The sequence below is a fragment of the Aurantibacter sp. genome (genome assembly GCF_039941195.1).
GTDB lineage: Bacteria > Bacteroidota > Bacteroidia > Flavobacteriales > Flavobacteriaceae > Aurantibacter_A.
The window spans coordinates 1-21,182 of record NZ_JBDVFA010000004.1 but is presented as its reverse complement, the minus strand read 5'-3'; the positions used below and the strand labels follow the sequence as shown (position 1 = coordinate 21,182).

15 protein-coding genes are annotated in these 21,182 nt (G+C 35.1%); all 15 read left to right on the top strand.

Going from position 1 to position 21,182, the window contains the following annotated elements; translation table 11 throughout:
- Positions 1-3 precede the first annotated feature (3 nt).
- Complete coding sequence (locus ABJF52_RS00285) at positions 4-924, top strand: alpha/beta hydrolase (protein WP_348144594.1); 921 nt, start codon at positions 4-6, stop codon at positions 922-924.
- 57 nt (positions 925-981) lie between these two features.
- On the top strand, positions 982-1,905 hold the full coding sequence (locus ABJF52_RS00280; RefSeq protein ID WP_348144591.1) for an alpha/beta hydrolase: 924 nt from the start codon (positions 982-984) through the stop codon (positions 1,903-1,905).
- Positions 1,906-2,064: 159 nt separating this feature from the next.
- Positions 2,065-3,402 carry a gluconate:H+ symporter gene (locus ABJF52_RS00275; protein ID WP_348144588.1) on the top strand — a complete coding sequence of 446 codons (1,338 nt, stop codon included), beginning with the start codon at positions 2,065-2,067 and terminating at the stop codon, positions 3,400-3,402.
- A gap of 208 nt (positions 3,403-3,610) precedes the next feature.
- Entirely contained in the window at positions 3,611-4,714 is a 1,104-nt protein-coding gene (locus ABJF52_RS00270; RefSeq protein ID WP_348144586.1) for a twin-arginine translocation signal domain-containing protein, read from the top strand.
- A 68-nt stretch (positions 4,715-4,782) separates the two neighbouring features.
- The gene (locus tag ABJF52_RS00265; protein ID WP_348144583.1) at positions 4,783-6,459 is read left to right on the top strand and encodes a sulfatase; all 1,677 of its coding nucleotides are present in this window, start codon (positions 4,783-4,785) and stop codon (positions 6,457-6,459) included.
- On the top strand, positions 6,440-8,263 hold the full coding sequence (locus ABJF52_RS00260) for an FAD-dependent oxidoreductase (protein ID WP_348144581.1): 1,824 nt from the start codon (positions 6,440-6,442) through the stop codon (positions 8,261-8,263). Before ABJF52_RS00265 ends, ABJF52_RS00260 begins: the two co-directional genes overlap by 20 nt.
- On the top strand, positions 8,260-9,381 hold the full coding sequence (locus ABJF52_RS00255) for a hypothetical protein (RefSeq protein WP_348144578.1): 1,122 nt from the start codon (positions 8,260-8,262) through the stop codon (positions 9,379-9,381). The genes ABJF52_RS00260 and ABJF52_RS00255 overlap by 4 nt, the downstream gene beginning before the upstream one ends.
- A 10-nt stretch (positions 9,382-9,391) precedes the next feature.
- A complete protein-coding gene (locus ABJF52_RS00250; RefSeq protein ID WP_348144575.1) occupies positions 9,392-10,672 on the top strand; it encodes a glycoside hydrolase in 1,281 nt (426 codons plus the stop codon).
- Positions 10,673-10,915: 243 nt separating this feature from the next.
- Positions 10,916-12,064 (top strand): DUF6786 family protein, encoded by a 1,149-nt coding sequence (locus tag ABJF52_RS00245; RefSeq protein WP_348144572.1) that lies wholly within the window; start codon positions 10,916-10,918, stop codon positions 12,062-12,064.
- A 39-nt stretch (positions 12,065-12,103) separates the two neighbouring features.
- The gene (locus ABJF52_RS00240) at positions 12,104-13,093 is read left to right on the top strand and encodes a family 43 glycosylhydrolase (RefSeq protein WP_348144569.1); all 990 of its coding nucleotides are present in this window, start codon (positions 12,104-12,106) and stop codon (positions 13,091-13,093) included.
- Between the two features lie 7 nt (positions 13,094-13,100).
- Positions 13,101-14,873 (top strand): arylsulfatase, encoded by a 1,773-nt coding sequence (locus ABJF52_RS00235; protein ID WP_348144566.1) that lies wholly within the window; start codon positions 13,101-13,103, stop codon positions 14,871-14,873.
- 148 nt (positions 14,874-15,021) lie between these two features.
- Positions 15,022-16,416: a sulfatase-like hydrolase/transferase gene (locus ABJF52_RS00230; RefSeq protein WP_348144563.1), complete on the top strand. Its 1,395-nt coding sequence runs from the start codon at positions 15,022-15,024 to the stop codon at positions 16,414-16,416.
- Between the two features lie 32 nt (positions 16,417-16,448).
- Positions 16,449-18,518, top strand: coding sequence for a beta-L-arabinofuranosidase domain-containing protein (locus tag ABJF52_RS00225; RefSeq protein ID WP_348144560.1), 2,070 nt, complete (start codon positions 16,449-16,451; stop codon positions 18,516-18,518).
- Between the two features lie 26 nt (positions 18,519-18,544).
- Entirely contained in the window at positions 18,545-20,116 is a 1,572-nt protein-coding gene (locus tag ABJF52_RS00220) for an MFS transporter (RefSeq protein ID WP_348144557.1), read from the top strand.
- A 1-nt stretch (position 20,117) separates the two neighbouring features.
- Positions 20,118-21,182 (top strand): family 16 glycosylhydrolase (locus ABJF52_RS00215; protein WP_348144554.1); only part of this gene is annotated, 1,065 nt, incomplete at its 3' end.

Here is a 21,182-nt window from a genome sequence, read left to right as displayed (position 1 = left end):
CAAATGAAATATGTATTACCAGTTTTATGTGCCTTTATCATGATGACAACAACGGTAAATTCGCAAGACACAATTATGCCATTATGGCCAAAAGATAAAATTCCAAACAGAATAGCATCTGATGAAAACGAAGAACATGTATATAAAGATATACTTAGAATCGCTAAAGTTCAAGAGCCAACGATAGAAGTTTATTTGCCATCGAAGAAAACAGCAACAGGACAAGCAATGTTGATATTTCCTGGTGGTGGTTATCGTATTCTGGCTTATGACTGGGAAGGAACTGATATTGCAAAATTTTTAAATAGTAAAGGTATAGCTGGTATTGTTGTTAAGAATAGATTACCGTCTTCAATTTCTCAAAAAGAAAAGCATAATGTGCCCTTAATTGATGCACAACGAGCAATTAGAATAGTGCGAAGTAATGCTTCGAAATATAATATAGATTCTAATAAAATTGGCATCATGGGTTTCTCTGCTGGTGGTCATTTGGCTTCAACACTTGGCACGCATTTTAACGAAAAGGTATATGAACCAATTGATGCAATTGATCAACAAGATGCACGACCAGATTTTATGGCTTTAATATATCCGGTAATTACATTCACCCAAACAACAAAACATTCTGGATCAGAAAAAAACTTGTTAGGTGATACAATTGATCCTGATTTGGAAAAGCATTTTTCCAACGAGTTACAGGTAACTGAAAATACTCCTACCACTTTGCTGATTCATGCTGCGGATGATACTTCTGTACCCGTAGCAAATAGTATATTGTTTTTTAATGCTGCTCAAGATAATGGGGTAGAAGCAACAATGCACATTTACCCTAAAGGAGGTCATGGATTTGGCCTTGCTCGTAATGATGTTTATTTAAGAGGATGGACCGAACGACTTTTTGACTGGATGGAGAATTTAAAATAGACTTAATTATGGAATTCATTAATAATTCAAACCACCATTAAAGCACTTCTTGTAAAAATGAAAAGCTTTTATTTAATTCTGTGTGCAATTTTAATGATAACTTTTAAGGCTACTTCGCAAAGTGCTATTGTTCCTCTATGGCCAAAGGATAAAATGCCCAATCACGTTTTATCTAATGAAAAGGAAGTTCGCACAAAGAGGGATGTATTAAGAATAGAAACTATTCAAGAACCTACAATTAATATTTATTTGCCATCAAAAAAAACGGCAACAGGACAGGCAATGTTGATTTTCCCTGGTGGAGGATATCATCATTTATCTTTTGAATCGGAAGGTACTGATATTGCCAAATTCTTAAACAGCAAAGGTATTGCTGGTATTGTGTTAAAACATCGATTACCATCATCTGTGTCTCAAATAGAGAAATATAATGTGCCCTTAATTGATGCACAACGAGCAATTAGAATAGTGCGAAGTAATGCTTCGGAATATAACATCGATTCTAATAAAATTGGCATCATGGGTTTCTCTGCAGGTGGTCATTTGGCTTCAACACTTGGCACGCATTTTAACGAAAAGGTGTATGAACCAATTGATGCAATCGATCATCAAGATGCGCGACCAGATTTTATGGCTTTAATATATCCGGTAATTACATTCACCCAAACAACAAAACATTCTGGATCAGAAAAAAACTTGTTAGGTGAAACAATTGATCCTGATTTGGAAAAGCATTTTTCCAACGAGTTACAGGTATCTGAAAATACTCCTATCACTTTGCTGATTCATGCTGCGGATGATACTTCTGTACCCGTAGCAAATAGTATATTGTTTTTTAATGCTGCACATGATAATGGGGTAGAAGCAACAATGCATATTTACCCTAAAGGAGGTCATGGATTTGGCCTTGCTCGTAATGATGTTTATTTAAGAGGATGGACCGAACGACTTTTTGACTGGATGGAGAATTTGGATAAATAGTTTCGTATTTAAATCAATATAAATGCATTTTTAAAATGCAACTGACAAAATTGTTGGTTGATGTATTTTGCTATGAAATATAAAGATGATAACTTGTTAGGCTTTGTTTTCTGAAAAGGAGCTCACAACTATATAATACCAACTTAACAATCAACTACCATGATTTCAATTTTACTGCTTATTTTAAGCGTGCTAATTATAATTATACTTACTGCTAAATATAATGTTCATCCATTTTTGGCATTATTAGGAGCAGCTATTTTCTTTGCGCTTTTTTCAGAAATGTCATTGGCAACGTTAGTAGAATCTATTAATGATGGATTTGGGGTTACTTTAGGAAAAATTGGAATCGTAATTATTCTTGGAGTAATAATAGGGGCATTTCTTGAACAAACAGGTGGCGCTTTTAAATTGGCAGAAGTTGTTTTAAAAATCATAGGAAAAAAACGTGTTCATGAAGCTATGGGCATTGTAGGTTTTATAGTATCTATTCCTGTATTTGCTGATAGTGGATTTATTATTCTTAATCCATTGAATAAAAGTTTAACAAAAAAGGCTGGCCTATCTATAGTAGGTACTGCTACCGCTTTGTTACTAGGTTTAATGATTACACATGTACTTGTGCCACCAACACCAGGCCCCATAGCCGCAGCTGGAATAATTGGAGCTGATATTGGATTAGTAATGTTAATTGGACTTATTATTGGTGTGCTTTCTTTAATTGTTGCCATTATCTATTGTAAAAAAATGGGTCAGAAAAAATACATTGATCCAAATCCGGCTTTGTCAGATGAAGAAATTGAAGAAAAAGTAAAACAAGCACCAAGTGCATTTAAATCATTCTTACCTATTTTAATACCTATTTTATTAATTGTCGGGAAGTCCTTGATGGAATTTAATATTAGTGAAGCTGATCAAGAATTGGGTTGGGTTAAATTTATCTCCTTTATAGGTTCGCCGGTTGTGGCACTAATTATAGGAATGTTCTTCGCCTTTATGTTGCCTAAGAAATTTGATAAAGAAATGTTGTCCACTACAGGATGGGTTGGTAAAGCACTTATGGATGCATCTAATATTATTTTAATTACAGGGGCTGGAGGAATTTTTGGAACTATTCTTCAAAAGAGTGGTATTGCAACAGTAATGGCTGATGCATTATCCGGAGCCAATTTAGGTATATGGTTACCTTTTTTATTATGTGCTGCAATTAAAACAGCGCAAGGTTCCTCTACTGTAGCTTTAATAACAACAGCATCAATTGTTGCACCAATATTAGCTACTCTAGGGTTTGAAACTGAAATAGATAAAGCTCTAGTTGTAGCTGCAATTGGAGCAGGGGCTATGGTTGTTTCGCATGCTAATGATAGCGGATTTTGGCTATTGACACAATTCTCCGGAATTGATGTAAAAACTGGATATCGTGTTTACACACTAGGAACATTAGTTGTTGGCTGCTCTGCAGCACTAATGATTTTTGCGGCGAGTTTTATATTTTAAACGATTGTTCAGAATTAATTCTGTTTGCAATAAAACTTCAATTAAATCTAAAACATTTTGTTTCAGCTTAGATATGTCTTATTTCCAAGCATTAATAGACTTGTCTAGTTTGTGTCTAGACTAAATATCCCCCAGAATTGTAAACATAATTTATATTTAAGAATCTACTATAATAGTAGGATGTTTTTTGCCAATTAGTGAATAAAAGATGAAAAATAGAAGGGACTTTATAAAAAAAACAACTTTAGCAGGTTTGACATTGACCACTTCACCATCATTTGGTTTCCATACTATTAAGAAACCAAAACAAGAAGAGGAAATTATTGGCCATGGTGATTATAGATATAAAATGGTGCGTGATTGGGCACAGATTGGTACTTCAACGCCACTATTAAATTGTCATGAAATGGTTATTGATAGTAAAGGGCGATTAATTATGATTGGTGATCATCCACAAAACAACATCCTAATATTTGATAAATCAGGTAAGCTTATAGACTATTGGGGAACTTCATATCCTGGTGGCCATGGACTAACAATAAATGACGAAGGAGGAGAAGATTTTCTGTATCTAACAGATTCTGGATGGTATTTAAATAAAGCTGGTAAATGGGTTTCTCATAATGGTCGTGTTTCTAAAACAACAATAGAAGGTAAAGTTGTTTTTGATATAGGCCACCCGCAGACCATTGGTATATATGAACCAGGAGATCCATTTAGGCCTACAGAAGTCGCAATTGGTCCGAATGGTGATATTTATGTTGCAGATGGTTATGGTTCAGATTATATCATTCAATACAATTCCAAAGGGGAGTACATTAGACATTGGGGTGGCAAGGAGAATACCGATGAAAATTATAATTTATCCAATGCCCATGGTGTCGCTATTGATTATCGCGATTCCAAGAATCCAATGGTAGTTTGTACCTCACGAAATGAACAATGTTTTAAATTCTTTTCTCTAGATGGGAAATATATAAAGACGATTCATTTACCCAATATGCAAGTTTGTAGACCTGTTTTCGATGATAATAATCTTTATGCTGGCGTTTGTTGGTCTCAACCAAAAATTGGCAAAACTGATTGGCAAGACCATACTGGATTTGTAACTATTTTAGAAGGTGATATTGTAGTCTCTAATCCAGGGGGTACAGCACCCGAGTATTCTAAAGGAGTTTTACAAAAATCATTTCAATTAAAACATAAGCCAATTCTACATGGTCATGATGTTTGTGTAGATGAAGATAAAAATCTGTACATATGTCAATGGAATGCGAACAGAACACCACCAATAAAATTAGAACGGGTGTAACAATGACAAACCTTTAAAATTAAAAGTCATTTTATCATTTGAAATCAAAATAAACTTAAACCAAACCGATGAAGTTAAAATTTAAAATAATCATTCCAATTTTTATTAGTTGGATTTTATTTTCATGTGAAGAAGAAGAAAAAGCAGAAGTGCAAAAACCCAACATAATCTACATTATGACCGATGATCATACTACTCAAGGTTTTGGAATTTATGGCAGTCGGTTGGCATCATTAAACCCTACACCTAATTTAGATAAGTTAGCTAACGAAGGAATAATTTTTGACAATGCATTTGTTAATAATGCAATTTGTGTTCCTAGTAGAGCGGCAATTATTACGGGTCAACGAGCACAGTTGAATGGCGTAATTGATTTAGAAGGTTCTATTTCTCCAGAAAAGCAGTTTCTTCCTATAGAAATGAAAAAATTAGGATATCAAACCGCTATTGTAGGTAAATGGCACCTACACCACGAACCAGCTGCTTTCGATTATTACCAAGTATTACCGGGTCAAGGAAAATATTTCGATCCCGAGTTCAGAGTTCAAGGAGAAAAACCATGGCCTCAAAATACTGTTTATACTAAGGGACATTCTTCAGATATGATTACCGATGCTACATTAGATTATTTGAAAAATAAGCGAGATCCAAACAAACCATTTTTTTTGATGCATCACTTTAAAGCACCTCACGATGATTTTGAATATGCCCCGAGATATGAAGAATATCTAGCAGAAACTTTTATCCCAGAGCCAAAAAGTTTGTATGAAATAGCTAACCATGGTTCGGAAGCGATTCGAGGAAAAAATGATTCATTAACAAGAATTATTGGATCCTCCGTATCACATAGAAATGTTATTCGTAATCAAGCCATGAATATTTATTGGAATGATAGCACCATTTATAAACAATATCGAAATGCTAAAGATATTGGGCAAGAAGAAATGGTGAAATGGAAAATGGATCCTTCAGAAAAAGAATATACAAGTAAAGTATATCAAGATTATTTAAAAAAATATTTGCGCTGTGTAAAAGGAGTTGATGATAATATTAAACGATTATTAGACTACTTAGAAGAGGAAAAATTATTGGATAACACCATTATTGTATATACTGGTGATCAAGGTTTTATGTTGGGTGAACATGATTATATTGATAAAAGATGGATGTATGATGAGTCGATGCGTATGCCGTTTTTTGTGCGATATCCTGAAAAAGTTAAAGGAGGAATAAGAACTGATGCTATTATAAATAATACAGATTTTGCACCTACACTGATTGAAATGGCCGGAGGTTCCACTCCTAATTATATGCAAGGAAAAAGTTTTAAAACAATTTTGGAAACTGGAGTAGAACCTGAAGATTGGCAAAAAGCAACTTACTATCGTTATTGGATGCATTTAGCGCATAGGCATCAAAACCCAGCACATTTTGGAATTCGCACGAAAGAATATAAACTAATTTTTTACTATGGAAAATATTGGGTTGATACAGATGATCCAAATGCCGAATGGAACAAAGCGAGTTGGGGCAATGATTTTGCACAGCATACGCCACCAGCTTGGGAGTTTTACGACTTAAAAAAAGACCCCAACGAAATGAATAATGTATATGCAGATGTTAAGTTCAAAGAAACTATTGCGGAATTAAAAAATCAACTTATTAAGTTGCGGGAAGATTTAAATGAAACGGATGCGAAGTATCCGCACATTCAAAAGGTAATTGATGAACACTGGAATGATTAAGAATCAAATGAAAAATATTAATAAATTTTTTGCGATAGCCTTTTTTTTAATGGTACAGAACAGTTTTGCTCAAGACATTTTAGTTGAAGCAGAAAGTTTTGATAACCCTGGCGGTTGGGTCGTTGATCCACAGTTTGAACAACAAATGGGATCTCCATATTTATTGGCTCATGGTATTGGAAAACCTGTAAAAAATGCTATTACCAAAGTAGATTTTGAGTCAGATGGCGAATATCATGTTTGGGTCAGAACAAAAAATTGGGTACCAGGGGAATGGGATGCTCCTGGTCGATTCAAATTAAAAGTTAATAATCAACTGCTAGATAAAACATTGGGTCTGCGCTCTGGTTGGGGGTGGGAATATGTTGATAGAATTTCAGTATCTAATAAAGAAATAGATTTAGAGTTGGTCGATTTAACTGGTTTTGATGGCAGGTGTGATGCAATCTATTTTTCAACATCCGATAAGGAACCGCCATCTTCATTAACAAAGTTGAAAGCATGGAGAAAAAAAATAAAAGCTGAACCTAATGCGCCAGAAATTACTAAATCCTACGACTTAGTTGTTGTTGGTGGAGGGTTAGCCGGTTGCGCCGCTTCCATAGCAGCTGCAGAACAAGGACTTAAAGTTGCATTAATACACGATCGACCTTTTCTTGGTGGAAATGCGAGCGAAGAGATTCGAGTACACACATTGGGTATCTATGGAAATTTCGAACGTATTCTTAAAAAAATTGATACTGAGCATTATCCTAACGGGAGTGTTGATGCTAAACTAGATCAAAAAAAACGTGATGATAATGTTAAGAGTTATGAGAACATTGATTTATTTTTAAATCACAGAGCCTATGATGCAAATGCTGTGAACGGCGTAATTCATTATGTTGATGCTCGGCAAACAGCTACTGGTGAACGTATTCGTTTTGAAGCTCCTCGTTTTGTTGATTCTACTGGAGATGGATGGATTGGATATTGGGCTGGTGCTGAATTTTCATATGGACGCGAAAGTGTTGAAACTTACGGCGAAGAATGGGAGGAGCATGGAGAATTATGGACGCCACAACAACCTGATGATGCCGTGATGGGCTCTTCAGTTTTATGGGGTTCAAAGGAAGTTGAGAATGATCAGTATTTTCCAAAGGTACCTTGGGCAATGCCAGTTGCAAAAGATTATGCGCGAGTTGCTGGTGAATGGCAATGGGAATTTAGCAATCCTGATTATAATCAAATTGATGATGCGGAGGAAATTCGTGACCACATGTTAAGGGCAATTTATGGCTCATTTTCTAATGCTAAAAAAGATACTGTAAATGCAAAAATTAAACTGGAATGGGTTTCTTCCTTAGTGGGTAAACGTGAATCTAGAAGGTTAGTAGGTGATCATATTTTTACATTTAATGATGCAAAAGAAGGGCGCGAATTTCCTGATGGTGTTGTTATGGAAACGCGTGATGTAGACATTCATTATCAAACCGTTTTAGAGGATGAAAAAAATCCTGATTTTATTTCGGAAGCATTATTTTATAAAACGCCTCAATACTATATTCCATACCGAAGTTTGTATTCTAAGAATATTTCTAATTTGTTTATGGCCGGGCGAAATTTTAGTTGCTCACATGCAGGGCTCGGAGGACCAAGGGTTATGAGAACCACCGGACAAATGGGAGCGGCTGTTGGTATTGCCGCAGCCCTATGTGCAAAATATGATGTTAACCCAAGAGAAATTTATACTGGTTATCTAGAAGAGTATCTCGCGCTTATTGAAGAGCAGAAATTTCAGAAAATACCTGAAACCAAGAAATGAGAATTGTTTTCACATTATTTATCATCTTGCTCCTTTTTTTTAATAAAGGCAGTATAGATTTTGAGTATTCTGTTGAAAGAAACACTTCAATTGAAACCTTAGATAGCCCTCCTGAATTTTTTGTTTTAAAATGGGAGAAAGGGACTAAACTTTTTGCTCAGAAAACAGATTTATATATCGAAGTAGATTCGATTGGAAGACAAGAAGTTTTGGTGCTGGTAAATGAAAATAAGACTCCTGTTTTATATACTTCTGAAATAGCGACACCAGTATGTGCAGATGGTGAATGTAAATTAATGCATATAAAATTCTATTGGACTTTGTTGGGAGAATATGCAGGTTTCGATCGAAACATAGAATTACCCTTAACAAAATATGATCACGACGAATTTCAGCAATCGGATTATCAGAAATTGCATGAGTTGTTATTAGATGACAAAAGTGTTATTGGTAGAAGAAGTCTTGATCAACTAGTTGATAAACCTAAGATGAGAAGCGTCAATGGTGTAGATGCTATTTCTGGAGCAACTGTTGCTAGGGTAAAAGAGGCAGTTGTATCCGGTGCGTTATATTCATGTTATACAGCGTGGCACATGGTCTATGGGGATATTCAAGAAAAATTAAAAAATACAACATTAGCTGCTCTAAATGAGAGTATGATCATGGAAATGCTTTATAGTCGCAATCAAGAATATCAAATTTTTGCACTTCAAAAGATTGACGACAGTAAGTATGAGGAACATTCTAAACAAATAGCTGAAATTTTAAAATCAAGTACTCCCTTAGTACGTAGTATTATTGTTAAAAGCTTTATTCAGAAATTGAAAAAAGAACCGGAATTGCAAAGGCCTTTTTGGAATGCATTCGATAAAATAGATATAGGCACCCGTAGTATGTTGCTAAAACAACTAAGTGAAGCTCCTTCATTCTCAATTGAAATATTATCTAAAAAATTAGATAAAATGAGTAAAAATCAATTAAAATTATTTTTAGATAACCTAGCTCAAAAAGAGAGTATTGAACCCGAAATTAGAAATATTTTAAACTCGTTTGTCAATTTGAAAAATAATCCAAACACCTATTTGGTTACAAATTTTTTAGAGGATAGAGAACCATAAAATAGTCATCTTGAATAGCTCGAAAGTAATTTTAATGATTTTAATTGGATGTATAAGTTCCTGCTCGGAACATATTGCTGAAAAGCAATCTGAGTTTTCTTCACATCAGAAAAGTCAAGATGTTTTTCCACATAAAATGCCAATAGAAAAACCAAATATTGAATTGAGTGCAGCTATGAATCGTATGTTTGACTATCCTGCTACGCGAGTTCAGGATAATGAACTTTTCTCTCAATTTAAATATACGCGACTTAAAGGTTTTAATTATAATGATGGTGATGGAACAATTTCGAGACGTGATCCGTCGAGACCTATTTTAGTAGATGGTACTTATTATGTTTATTACACCAGAAGATCTACAAAAGTGCCTCCTATTGGTTGGAATAAAGCCTCGGAGGCTACAGATGAAATTCCTTCTACTGATTGGGATTTAGCAGAAATATGGTACGCAACTAGTATTGATGGTTTTAAATGGGAGGAAAAAGGAGTGGCTATATCAAGGCCATCAAAACCAAACCCCGGTTGGCGTTCGGTTTGTACGCCAGATATTTTAATTTGGAAGGGTAAGTATTATCTCTATTATCAAGCATTTAATGAACCTAGTGGATTACGCGGTGATTGGTGTCCCGTCTCTGTTTCGTACGCAGATTCACCTGATGGACCATGGACGCATGGTGGAGACTCTGTTATTCCATTTGGAAAAAAAGGCGATTGGGATCAAGATGCAACACATGATCCCCAACCCATTGTTTATAATGGTAAAATCTATTTGTATTACAAAGCGGCTTATAATAAATGGCCTGATATACGTGACAAATATGCTGTTGCACACGGATTAGCAATTGCAGATAATCCGCTAGGTCCATTTACAAAACATCATTTAAACCCGGTATTAAATTCTGGTCATGAGACTACTTATTTTCCATTTAAAGAAGGAGTAGCAGCTATGGCTATAAAAGATGGTAATGAGCGAGAAACCATGCAGTATTCGCAAGATGGTGTAAACTTTAAAGTTGCTTCAAGTTTGTCTCTTACACCATTTGCTGCGGCACCTTATGCTGCTGATGCATTTACAAATTCTGGAAACGGTCGAGGCGTTACTTGGGGTTTGTCCCACTTTATTAATGCTGGCACTCCAGGAAAAGGATATAGTATTATAGCTCGATTTGATTGTGATTTGAGTCTTGATTTTGATAAACCTTCAGTATTTAAAAAAACAGGTATTTGGCATAATCCAGATGTCTATTTTCAACAAGGTTTGGAGCGAAATGAAAACCCAGAAGGAAGATAAATTTTCATTTCTTTTTCGAAATTTTGAATACATGATTTGGATGTTAGAAAATTGTTGAGTTATACTTCTCAATAATTTCGAATATTATCAAATGGTTGACTCATCTAATAGTTTAAACCAATTGAGTGAAAGTTTTGCTTAATTGAGAACAGTATATGATTAGATCAATTAATGGAGTAATGATTATTGAAATAAAATAATTAGAACATGAATAAGAGTATTAAAATATCAATTTTCATAATTATGAGTATAGTATCAACAAGCATTCGTAGCCAAAATTTTAAAAATAATTTTGGTTATGACCTAAAGTTTTTAAACGAACACCAAGAAGTAGTACTGTTAAAATCTAATGATGGTAAAAGTCAAGTAATAGTGTTACCTAAATTACAGGGTAGGGTGATGACAAGTACGTCGAATGGTCTTGAAGGAAATAGCTATGGATGGATGAACTACGAATTGTTGGCGTCAGAAAAATTCGAAAAACATATTAACCCTTTTGGAGGTGAAGATCGTTTTTGGATGGGACCCGAAGGAGGACAGTATTCAATCTTTTTTGAAGAGGGAACGGATTTTGTTTTTGAAAATTGGTTTACTCCAAAAGAACTAGATACTGAAATATTTGAAGTAATTAACCAAACTGATAATTCGGTTTCATTTCATAAGAAAATGCAACTAAAAAATTATTTCGGCTACCAGTTTAATATTGAAGTAAATCGAATAATAAAGATTTTTAATCAGGAACAAATAGCAGAAGAATTAGGAATTGATTTATCTGAAATTAAATCTGTTGGATTTCAGTCTAGTAATGAACTAGTGAATACTGGAGAAACAAAATGGTCTAGAGCAACGGGTTTACTTTCTATTTGGATTTTGGGAATGTTTAACCCATCTGAAAATACAACGGTAATACTTCCCTACAAAGACTCTCTTGTATTAAATACATCATATTTTGGAGAGATTCCACCTGAAAGATTGACTGCCACTAATAGCCATGTTCTATTTAAAGGAAATGGTACTAAAAGATTTAAAATGGGACTGCCTCCACAAAACGTGATGCCTTATATCGGCAGTTACGATTCAGACAAACAGGTCCTAACTGTTGTAAGTTATACATTCGAAAATGAAGCGAATTATGTTAACTCGGAATGGAAAATACAAGATAAACCTTATGCTGGGGATGTTATCAATTCTTATAATGATGGCCCACTTGAAAATGGAGATCAGTTAGGACCTTTTTACGAATTAGAATCTTCTTCTGGGGCGCGAGAATTGAGTCCAAAAGAGACTATAAAACACCTTCATAAAACTTTTCATTTTGAAGGTGATAAAGAAACTTTGAACACAATATCAAGAAAATTACTAAACCTTGAATTAGAGGATTTAAGTAAATAAAATATTCAGCTAAACTTCAATTAAACTAAAAGAGCAACAATGAAAACAATATTGAATTTGTTTATCGTAGTATCAGTTTTATTGTTTCAATATCAACTCGTTGCTCAAGAACAAGTTTTGATTCCAAAACAAGCGAATGAATATGTTCGAATTTATAAAGCTGATGGAGATTATTTTTTTGGGCCAGACACACCTGAACTGAAAGAGGGTAAATGGTATCATGAGTGGGTGCCAAATGACCACACCTTTGTTAAAGACAAAGTAGGTAAATGGCATATTTTCGGAATTACGCATCCTTTAGTTGAAACTGATCCATTAAAAAAAGGTATTCATGAAGGGGAGTATGCGTCTTTTCATGCAGTTTCTTATGCCACAACTTTTAAAGAAACTTTAAAGGAAGATCATTATAATGATCTTTCAAAAATTTTAACTCCCAAAGACCGTCCAGGTGAAATTCTTGCAAATCACGCACCTTATATTATTAAGAAAGATGGTTTGTATCAAATGGTTTATGGGCATAGCCCTATGCGTTTGGCCGTATCAACGAACTTGTATGACTGGATTCCTAAAGGAGAACTTTTTTCAGATAAAGATGGAGCCCGAGATCCAAACTTGTTGTTTTATAAAAGTACTTATTACCTAACATACTGTTCAATAAAAAGCGTGCGTATGGTTAGCTCTACTGACCTAATTAATTGGAGCGATCCTAAGACAATACTTAAGACGAATAAGTTTGATCCTGAGTCACCAACTTTACTCTTTTACAACAATACTTTTTACCTTTTTGTTTGTGCATGGGAAGATGATTGGGATGAAAAAGATATACAAGGAGCTTATACGCATAAGGCATATGTATATAATTCGGACAATCTTACAGATTTTGGTGTTGATGCTGAAAAAGAAATTACCGTATTAAACTCGCATGCTCCAGAGATTTTTCAAGGAGAAGATGGGCAATGGTATATCTCAAGTGTTGAATGGCCAAATAGAGGTGTAAACATAGATAAATTAGAATGGATTAAAAAATAAGATAGAGATGAAAAATTTAATTATTCTTCTTTTTAGTTTTGTTTGTCTTCTTGGAATTTCTCAAAATGAAAAACCTCCAAATGTAATTCTTGTCTTAACCGATGATCAAGGAATTGGTGAAATTGGCGCTCATGGAAATTCATACATTCAAACACCCAATATCGATAAGTTTTACCAACAGTCTGTTCGCCTTACCGATTTTCATGTGAATCCGGTTTGTACGCCTACAAGAGCGGCAATAATGACGGGTAGATACCCTATTAATAACGGCGCATGGGCAACCTATAAAGGGCGTGATGCACTGTCTGATGGCGCATTTACGATGGCACAATTATTTCAACAGAACGGATATGAAACAGGCGTTTTTGGTAAATGGCATTTAGGAGACAATTACCCTTCTCGACCAACTGATTTAGGTTTTGATGTTGCCATTCATCATAAGGCTGGTGGAGTTGGTGAGTTATCAGATTACTGGGGGAATAATTATTTCAATGACACCTATTATGTTAACAATGAACCGAAGCAGTTTGAAGGCTATTGTACCGATGTGTGGTTTGGAGAAGCAATGAAGTTTATCGCAACGAATCAAGAAAAACCATTCTTTGTTTATTTACCTACAAATGCACCACATAGCCCATTTTATGTTGATGAAAAATATGCTGAGCCTTACCAACATTTAAAAGGAAAGGAAATTGTGAATCCGGAGTTTTACGGAATGATAACAAACATTGACGAGAATTTTGGGAAACTCGAAAAGTTTCTTAAAAAGCAAAAGCTAGCTGATGATACCATACTAATTTTCATGACTGATAATGGTACTTCTGATGGTATAAGTCCTGATGGTAGAATAGGTTATAATATGGGCTTACGTGGTAAGAAAAATGACAGAACTGATGGCGGACATCGCGTACCTTTTTTTATTCGATGGAAAGATGGAAAAATAAATGGCGGTTGGGATATTAATGCGGTAACCGCCCATGTTGATTTGCTTCCTACATTGGCAAGTTTGTGCAATTTGCAAATTCCTGAAAAGACAAAATTTGATGGACTTGATATATCCCCGTTACTTCTAAAAAAATCTGAAAGCCAAATTAACCGTTCCGTTTTTGTGCATAGCAGACAAGATTGGCGAACTCCGTTTGATGTTGAGAATACGGTTATTATAAAAGAAAATTGGAGACTCATAAATGGTAATGAATTGTACGATATTGAAAAAGATAGAATGCAACTAAACAATTTGGCAGAAGAGCATCCAGAGATAGTAAAATTGCTTTTAAATTCAAATAGAGAATTCTTGATTAAAACAAAAACAAATCAAGAATACAATCAATTTCCTACAGCTATCATTGGAACTCCAAATCAGGATGAAATTAAATTAACCATTCAACATGCCATTGGTGACGATTTACCTATTTGGAAAAGTGAACAAGTTGCCGAAGGTAAAATCAATAAAAATAATACACATGCACTTCAAGTGGAAAAAGATGGCTTATATAAAATTGCATGTAGACGATGGCCAAAAGAAAATTCCGGGGCAATTTTAGGGATTCCAAATCAGAATCCGAAAAATTGGTTTACCTATAAAACTATCTCACCTTCAAAAGTCAGAATTCAAATTGCAAATCAAATTTTAGAGAAAGAAATTAAATTAGATGATGATGAAGTTGTTTTTGAAGTATTTCTAGAAAAGGGTAAGACTTTTTTGTTGAATGATTTTATTGAAGGAAATGAAACTTACGGTGTTTATTATACATATATCTCTTTAGTTGAAGACATGTGAGTTGATAATGTTAGTTATAAAATAGTTTAATCTTATCCGTTTTTTTAATTATAAATCAGCATGGAGTTAAAATAGTGCTACCAACTGATAAATACAGTGAATATCTCAATTTATTAATTAAATAGTTTTGGATGTAATAATTAATCAAATGAAGAATATAAAATTTGTTTGTTTGTTGTTTTTTGTTTCGTTTGCTGCTTTGGGTCAAGAAAAACCAAACATCATTTTACTTTTCGCTGATGATGCAGGTTATGCTGATTTTGGATTTCAAGGAAGTAAAGAAATGATTACACCAAATTTAGATCAACTAGCAAAAGAAGGAGTTCGTTTTACGCAAGCTTATGTTACGCATCCCACTTGTGGACCATCTAGAGCGGGACTTATAACGGGAAAATCTCAGTATAAATTTGGTTATGAAGAAAATAATGTGCCCACTTTTATGAGCGCTGTTTCCGCTCAGGATGGTGACGAAATGGGATTGCCTGTAGAAGAGGTAACCATGGCAGATTATTTAAAACAACAAGGGTACGCAACTGCAATTTATGGAAAATGGCATTTAGGTGGAGCAGATCGCTTTCATCCTACCAAACGCGGATTTGACGAATTCTATGGATTTCGAGGAGGAGCTCGTAGTTACTTTGAATACACCGAAGCACCTAAAGAATCTCAAAATAAATTAGAACGTGGGTTTGGATATTTTGAAGAACACGATGGATATTTAACAGATGCTTTAGCTGAAGAATCTTTATTGTTTATTGAAAAGAACGCAAAGTCAAATAAACCGTTTTTTGCCTTTTTGTCTTTTAATGCTGTACATACACCTATGGACGCCGTGCCAGATGATTTAGCAAAATTTCCTAAGCTCAGTGGTAATAGAAAAATTGTTGCGGCAATGGGTTTGGCTTTAGACCGAGCTGTAGGTAAAGTTTTGGATAAACTAAAAGAATTGGGTATTGAAGATAATACCATAGTAGTTTTTACGAATGATAATGGAGGGCCTTCTGATAAAAATGCCTCGAGCAACCTTCCATTAAGCGGTATAAAATCAACACATTTGGAAGGTGGTATTCGAGTACCTTTTGTAATGAAATATCCTAAAAAATTGAAAGCAGGAACCACCTTTGACTTGCCAATAAGTACTTTTGATTTATTGCCAACTTTTTTTAACGCTGCAGGTGGCGATGTAAAAAACCTTAAAGATATTGATGGAGTTGATTTGGTTCCTCATATAAATGGGGAAATAAAAGAACGTCCACATGAAATTCTTTTTTGGAAACGTGATGCGCGGGCAGCAATGCGTAAAGGTGATTGGAAATTGGTGCGGTTTCCTGATCGCCCTGCAGCATTATTTTATTTGCCTGATGATGAAAAAGAATTGAACAATTTGGCCGCTAAAGAACCCGAACGCTATTTAAAAATGTATAAAGAAATATTTGCTTGGGAGGCAACACTTGAGCGCCCAAGATGGCTGCTAAAAAAAGAATATGAATGGAAAGATGTTATTCGCATGGATAATTACTGGCCCAATAAGGATACACAATAACACTAATGAAAATATACCCTAATATAGGAAAAATGCTACTTACTGTAGGAAGTATATTGGTAATGTTTGCCTGTAATAAATCCAAAGAAAAAGTGCATAACACTACCAATTTAAAATCAAATAAAATTGCAATGATTAAATATAATGCTCGAGGTATCATTAATAATACAAATAGCCCTCATGTAAAATTAAAAAGTATAGATATCGGAGATTGCCATTGGACTGAAGGTTTTTGGGCAGACAAATGGAAACAGGCCGAAGAAACCATGGTGCCTTATATGGGTGAATTATTGAAAGGAGATGTTGGTCATGGTCTTAATAATTTTAAAATAGCAGCGGGACTAAAAGATGGAAAACACCAAGGATGGTGGTGGCACGATGGTGATTTTTATAAATGGATGGAAGCCAGTATGTACATTTATGCAGTAAATAACAATGAAGAAATTGTTAAAGAGTTAGACCAAATCATTGAGATAATCAATAAAGCCCAACAGGAAAATGGTTACCTCTCTACACCAAGTATTATTGATAAGAATATAAAGCCTTTTTCCAACAGAAGATATCATGAATTATATAATAGCGGACATTTATTAACAAGTGCTTGCATACATCACCGAATTACGGGCAAAACCAATTTTTTGGATATCGCCATTAAACACGCCGATTATCTTTATGATCTTTTTGTGCCTATTACACCAGAGTTGGAAAGATTCGGTTTCAATCAAACCCAAATCATGGGTCTTGTAGAAATGTACCGAACTGTTAATGACAAACGCTATTTAGAATTGGCGGAGCAATTTATTAACCTGCGTGGTACTTATGAAATAAATGATACTACGGCTACTAAGGGATATCCCATAGGAGATATGGTACAGGAGCGTGTGTCATTACGAAAAGAGACCGAGGCAGTTGGGCATGCTGTGCTGGCCTTATATTATTATGCTGGAGCTGCCGATGTTTATGCAGAAACAGGAGAGAAAGCTCTTATTGATGCTCTCGATAGACTTTGGGGCAATGTGACTAATAAAAAAATGTATGTAACGGGTGCAGTTGGTCAAACCCATTACGGACGGTCATCTCGTTTGGACAAAATCGAAGAAGGTTTTATTGATGAATATATGATGCCAAATATGACCGCTTATAATGAAACCTGTGCGAACATTTGTAACGCTATGTTTAACTACCGGATGTTGACACTTACTGGAGATTCCAAGCATGGTGACATTATGGAATTGGTACTTCATAATAGTGGTTTATCAGGTATCGGACTTGGAGGAAAGGATTACTATTATTCAAATCCATTGCGAAAAATCGAGGGAGCTTTGGATTATGAAAAAATGAATGTAGAATTCCCGGAAAGACAGCCCTATTTGAAGTGTTTTTGTTGTCCACCTAATTTGGTGAGAACGATTGCAAAATCGCCAGCATGGGCTTATAGCAAAACTGAAAATGGTATTGCTGTGAATCTTTATGGGGGAAATAATTTGGAGACAACTTTGTTGGATGGCTCTACATTAAAACTTTCTCAAAAAAGCAATTATCCTTGGGATGGCGAAGTAGACATTATCATTGAAGAAAGTAAACCAGAACCCTTTGAAATAAGCATAAGAATTCCTACATGGGCTAAAGGTAGTTCTGTAAAGGTAAATGGAAAAACAGTAGATAACATAGTAGCAGGAAGTTTTGCCAAAATTGGAAGACCATGGAAAACCGGTGATATAATTTCTTTGGAAATGCCAATGGAAACAAAGTTTATTGAAGGTCACCCTAGAATTGAAGAAGTTCGAAATCAAGTAGCTGTTAAAAGAGGTCCAATAGTTTATACATTAGAATCTCCTGATCTTCCAAAAGGTACAGCTATTACAGATGTTTATATTTCGAGTAGCGAAGAGTTGCGACCAGTGTTTAAACCAGATTTTTTGGGAGGAGTAATCACAATCGAAACCGACTTACTTATACGTAAAGATAATCTAGAAAGTATGTATAATGAGGTTAAGAAACCAAAAATGGAAAACTATGCTACTCAATTGATTCCTTATTACACTTGGAGTAATCGTGGGCAAGGAGAGATGACTGTTTTTATGCCCATCATCTGGGATTAATCAATAACCAACCAATCAACATCCTCATGACCAACTACAAGAAAAATGCATATTCATACGCAACCATAGTTGCCATGGGAGGATTTGTCTTTGGAATTGATGCAGCATTAATTTCAGGCACTACGAATTATTTAACCGAAGAATTTTCGTTAAACGAATTGCAATTGGGTATCGCAGTAGGTGCTGCCGCCTGGGGTGTTTTATTGGCATTATTATTTGTTGGTTATGCAGTTGATAAAATAGGTCGAAAAAGAGCTTTGCAAATTTCTGCAGCTATTTATTTGATTTCTGCCGTTGGGTCTGCTTTGGCCCCTAATTATTCGACTTTTTTGTGCGCTCGTTTTTTAGGAGGTTTGGCCTTTAGTTCAATTTCAATGGCCTCAATGTATATCGGTGAAATTGCCCCACCAAAATGGCGTGGTAAGTTGGTTACGATGATTCAAATTAACATTGTAGTTGGCTTATCTTCTGCATACTTTATTAATTATTTGATACAAAGCTTGGCTAATTCTGGTACCAGGTGGGTCAGTACTTTGGCAATTGACACGGAAACATGGCGATGGATGCTAGGCTCTGAAATTTTATTCGCTTTTCTTTGGTTGGCGCTTTTAAGTTTTATTCCCCGTAGCCCTGCCTGGTTACTTTTAAAGGGTAAAGTTGAAGAGGCGAAGAATACTTTCAGCAAGGTTATACCAGAAAATGAGGTTACAGCCCAAATTGCTGATATGCAAGAAACAATGAATTCAGGCAGCAGTGACCATTCTACTTTAGCGCAACTAAAGGAAATTTTCAATAGACCGATGCGATTAATTTTTATAATTGCCTTAACCTTGGCTATTGCGCAACAGGCTACAGGTATTAATGCAATATTGTTTTATGCGCCAACTGTTTTCGAACAATTGGGTATTGGTACAGATGCAGCATTTGCGCAAGCAGTTTGGCTCGGTGTTATTAGTGTGGTATTTACGATTTTAGGACTATTGGTAGTTGACAGAATTGGTAGACGCCCCATGATTTTAGGCGGCATGTTATGGATTATTATTAGCCTAAGTATTTGTTTTTATGGTTTTAAATCTGCAACCTATTCTATTTCTGAAAATAGTGTAACAGAACTAAGTCAAATTCCTTCTTCTGAGCGCCTTCTGGCAATAGTAGGAGTATCTTATGATAGTGATATTAATTTTAAAACTGCTCTCGCAAATACTCTCGGAGAAGAAGATGCAAAAGCACATTCGAATATTTTACTAGCTAAAGCAGTAAACATTAATGGACTTCTAATTCTTATAGGAATTTTAAGTTTTGTGGCAGCTTTTCAATCAACCATAGGCCCAGTAATGTGGGTTTTGTTTTCTGAAATTTTTCCAATTTCCAACAGAGGTATTGCAATTCCATTTTTTACGCTAGTCACCAGTTTAACAAGTTCAGTTGTACAAACTTTCTTTCCCTGGCAATTAGAAAATCTTGGTATTAGTTCCACACTAATGTTTTATGCTACCACCGTTGCAATAGGCATGATAATTTTGTTTTTCTTTTTAAAGGAAACAAAAAATATGACAATAGAAGAAGTTCAAGTATTATTTGCACCTAAACAGAAATGATATGAAGCAGCTATTTTTTATTTTGCTAAGTTTTCTTTTAACTGCAAATCTTTTTGGCCAGTTAAATAAATTCTATCCAGCTTCTGACCCTACGAATAAAGAAGGTTGGGTTTTGAACACAGAGATTAGTGATGAGTTTGAAGGAAAAGAATTAGACCGCAATAAATGGTTTATAGAAGGAGAAAATGGTGATTATTATATTTGGAAAGGACGTGCACCCTCTCAATTTGTACCACATAATGTTCGATTACACAAAGGAAAGCTTAAACTTCGTACCGCTTGGGAGCCCAAGTACCAATTTATACAAGAGTCTTATACTGATGGTGCGATGGGTACAGCCAAATACGGTGAGTATAAAGAAAAGCCCATGCCAGTTACAACTGCGGGAGTCATTTCTAAGAAGCGGTTTTTGAATGGATATATGGAGGTGAAATCAAAAGCAGGGAATGCTGCTATTACCGCTGCATTTTGGGGAATTGGGTACGAACAAGAATTGGATGTTTTTGAACAAATGGGTAACCCTAAAAAGGGTGAAAAAATAACAGCAACCAGTTCTTTAGCAACCGCTCATGATTGGAGCCCACCGGCAGAGCGACCAACCAATGTTTTTCAACATGTAGAGCGTTTACCATATCGTACAGCAGATGAATTTCATGTTTACGGAGCTGATTGGGGTCAAGATTATTTAAGCTTATACATCGACGGTAAATTAGTGCATCATTTTACGCAAGATGATGTAGGATTAGATTGGGTGCTCAATAACCCTATGGAAGTCTGGTTAGATTCAGAGATTTTCTTTTGGCTGGGTATGCCTGATAAAAAAGAACTTCCTGTAGATTTTGAAATTGAGTATTTGCGTGTTTGGCAAAAACCAAACGATAATCTTTTAGCACGTCAATTTTATGGTTTTGAAGGACCTATATTATTTGAGGAAAATCCACGTCCCTTAAAAATGGTTCCTGAAAGTTCGGTGCCAAATGATTATCAGCAATTTTGGGAAATTGATAGTCTATCGGGTAAGTATTTTAAAATAAATGAAGGCGATTATTATTCAGGAGTGAACAGT

Bases quoted from the DNA above. Each gene is read 5' to 3' on its own strand.
- ABJF52_RS00265 (WP_348144583.1), top strand. From the start codon at position 4,783: ATGAAGTTAAAATTTAAAATAATCATTCCAATTTTTATTAGTTGGATT.
- ABJF52_RS00270 (WP_348144586.1), top strand. From the start codon at position 3,611: ATGAAAAATAGAAGGGACTTTATAAAAAAAACAACTTTAGCAGGTTTG.
- ABJF52_RS00255 (WP_348144578.1), top strand. From the start codon at position 8,260: ATGAGAATTGTTTTCACATTATTTATCATCTTGCTCCTTTTTTTTAAT.
- ABJF52_RS00220 (WP_348144557.1), top strand. From the start codon at position 18,545: ATGACCAACTACAAGAAAAATGCATATTCATACGCAACCATAGTTGCC.
- ABJF52_RS00225 (WP_348144560.1), top strand. From the start codon at position 16,449: ATGCTACTTACTGTAGGAAGTATATTGGTAATGTTTGCCTGTAATAAA.
- ABJF52_RS00260 (WP_348144581.1), top strand. From the start codon at position 6,440: ATGAACACTGGAATGATTAAGAATCAAATGAAAAATATTAATAAATTT.
- ABJF52_RS00240 (WP_348144569.1), top strand. From the start codon at position 12,104: ATGAAAACAATATTGAATTTGTTTATCGTAGTATCAGTTTTATTGTTT.
- ABJF52_RS00275 (WP_348144588.1), top strand. From the start codon at position 2,065: ATGATTTCAATTTTACTGCTTATTTTAAGCGTGCTAATTATAATTATA.
- ABJF52_RS00280 (WP_348144591.1), top strand. From the start codon at position 982: ATGAAAAGCTTTTATTTAATTCTGTGTGCAATTTTAATGATAACTTTT.
- ABJF52_RS00285 (WP_348144594.1), top strand. From the start codon at position 4: ATGAAATATGTATTACCAGTTTTATGTGCCTTTATCATGATGACAACA.
- ABJF52_RS00245 (WP_348144572.1), top strand. From the start codon at position 10,916: ATGAGTATAGTATCAACAAGCATTCGTAGCCAAAATTTTAAAAATAAT.
- ABJF52_RS00235 (WP_348144566.1), top strand. From the start codon at position 13,101: ATGAAAAATTTAATTATTCTTCTTTTTAGTTTTGTTTGTCTTCTTGGA.
- ABJF52_RS00230 (WP_348144563.1), top strand. From the start codon at position 15,022: ATGAAGAATATAAAATTTGTTTGTTTGTTGTTTTTTGTTTCGTTTGCT.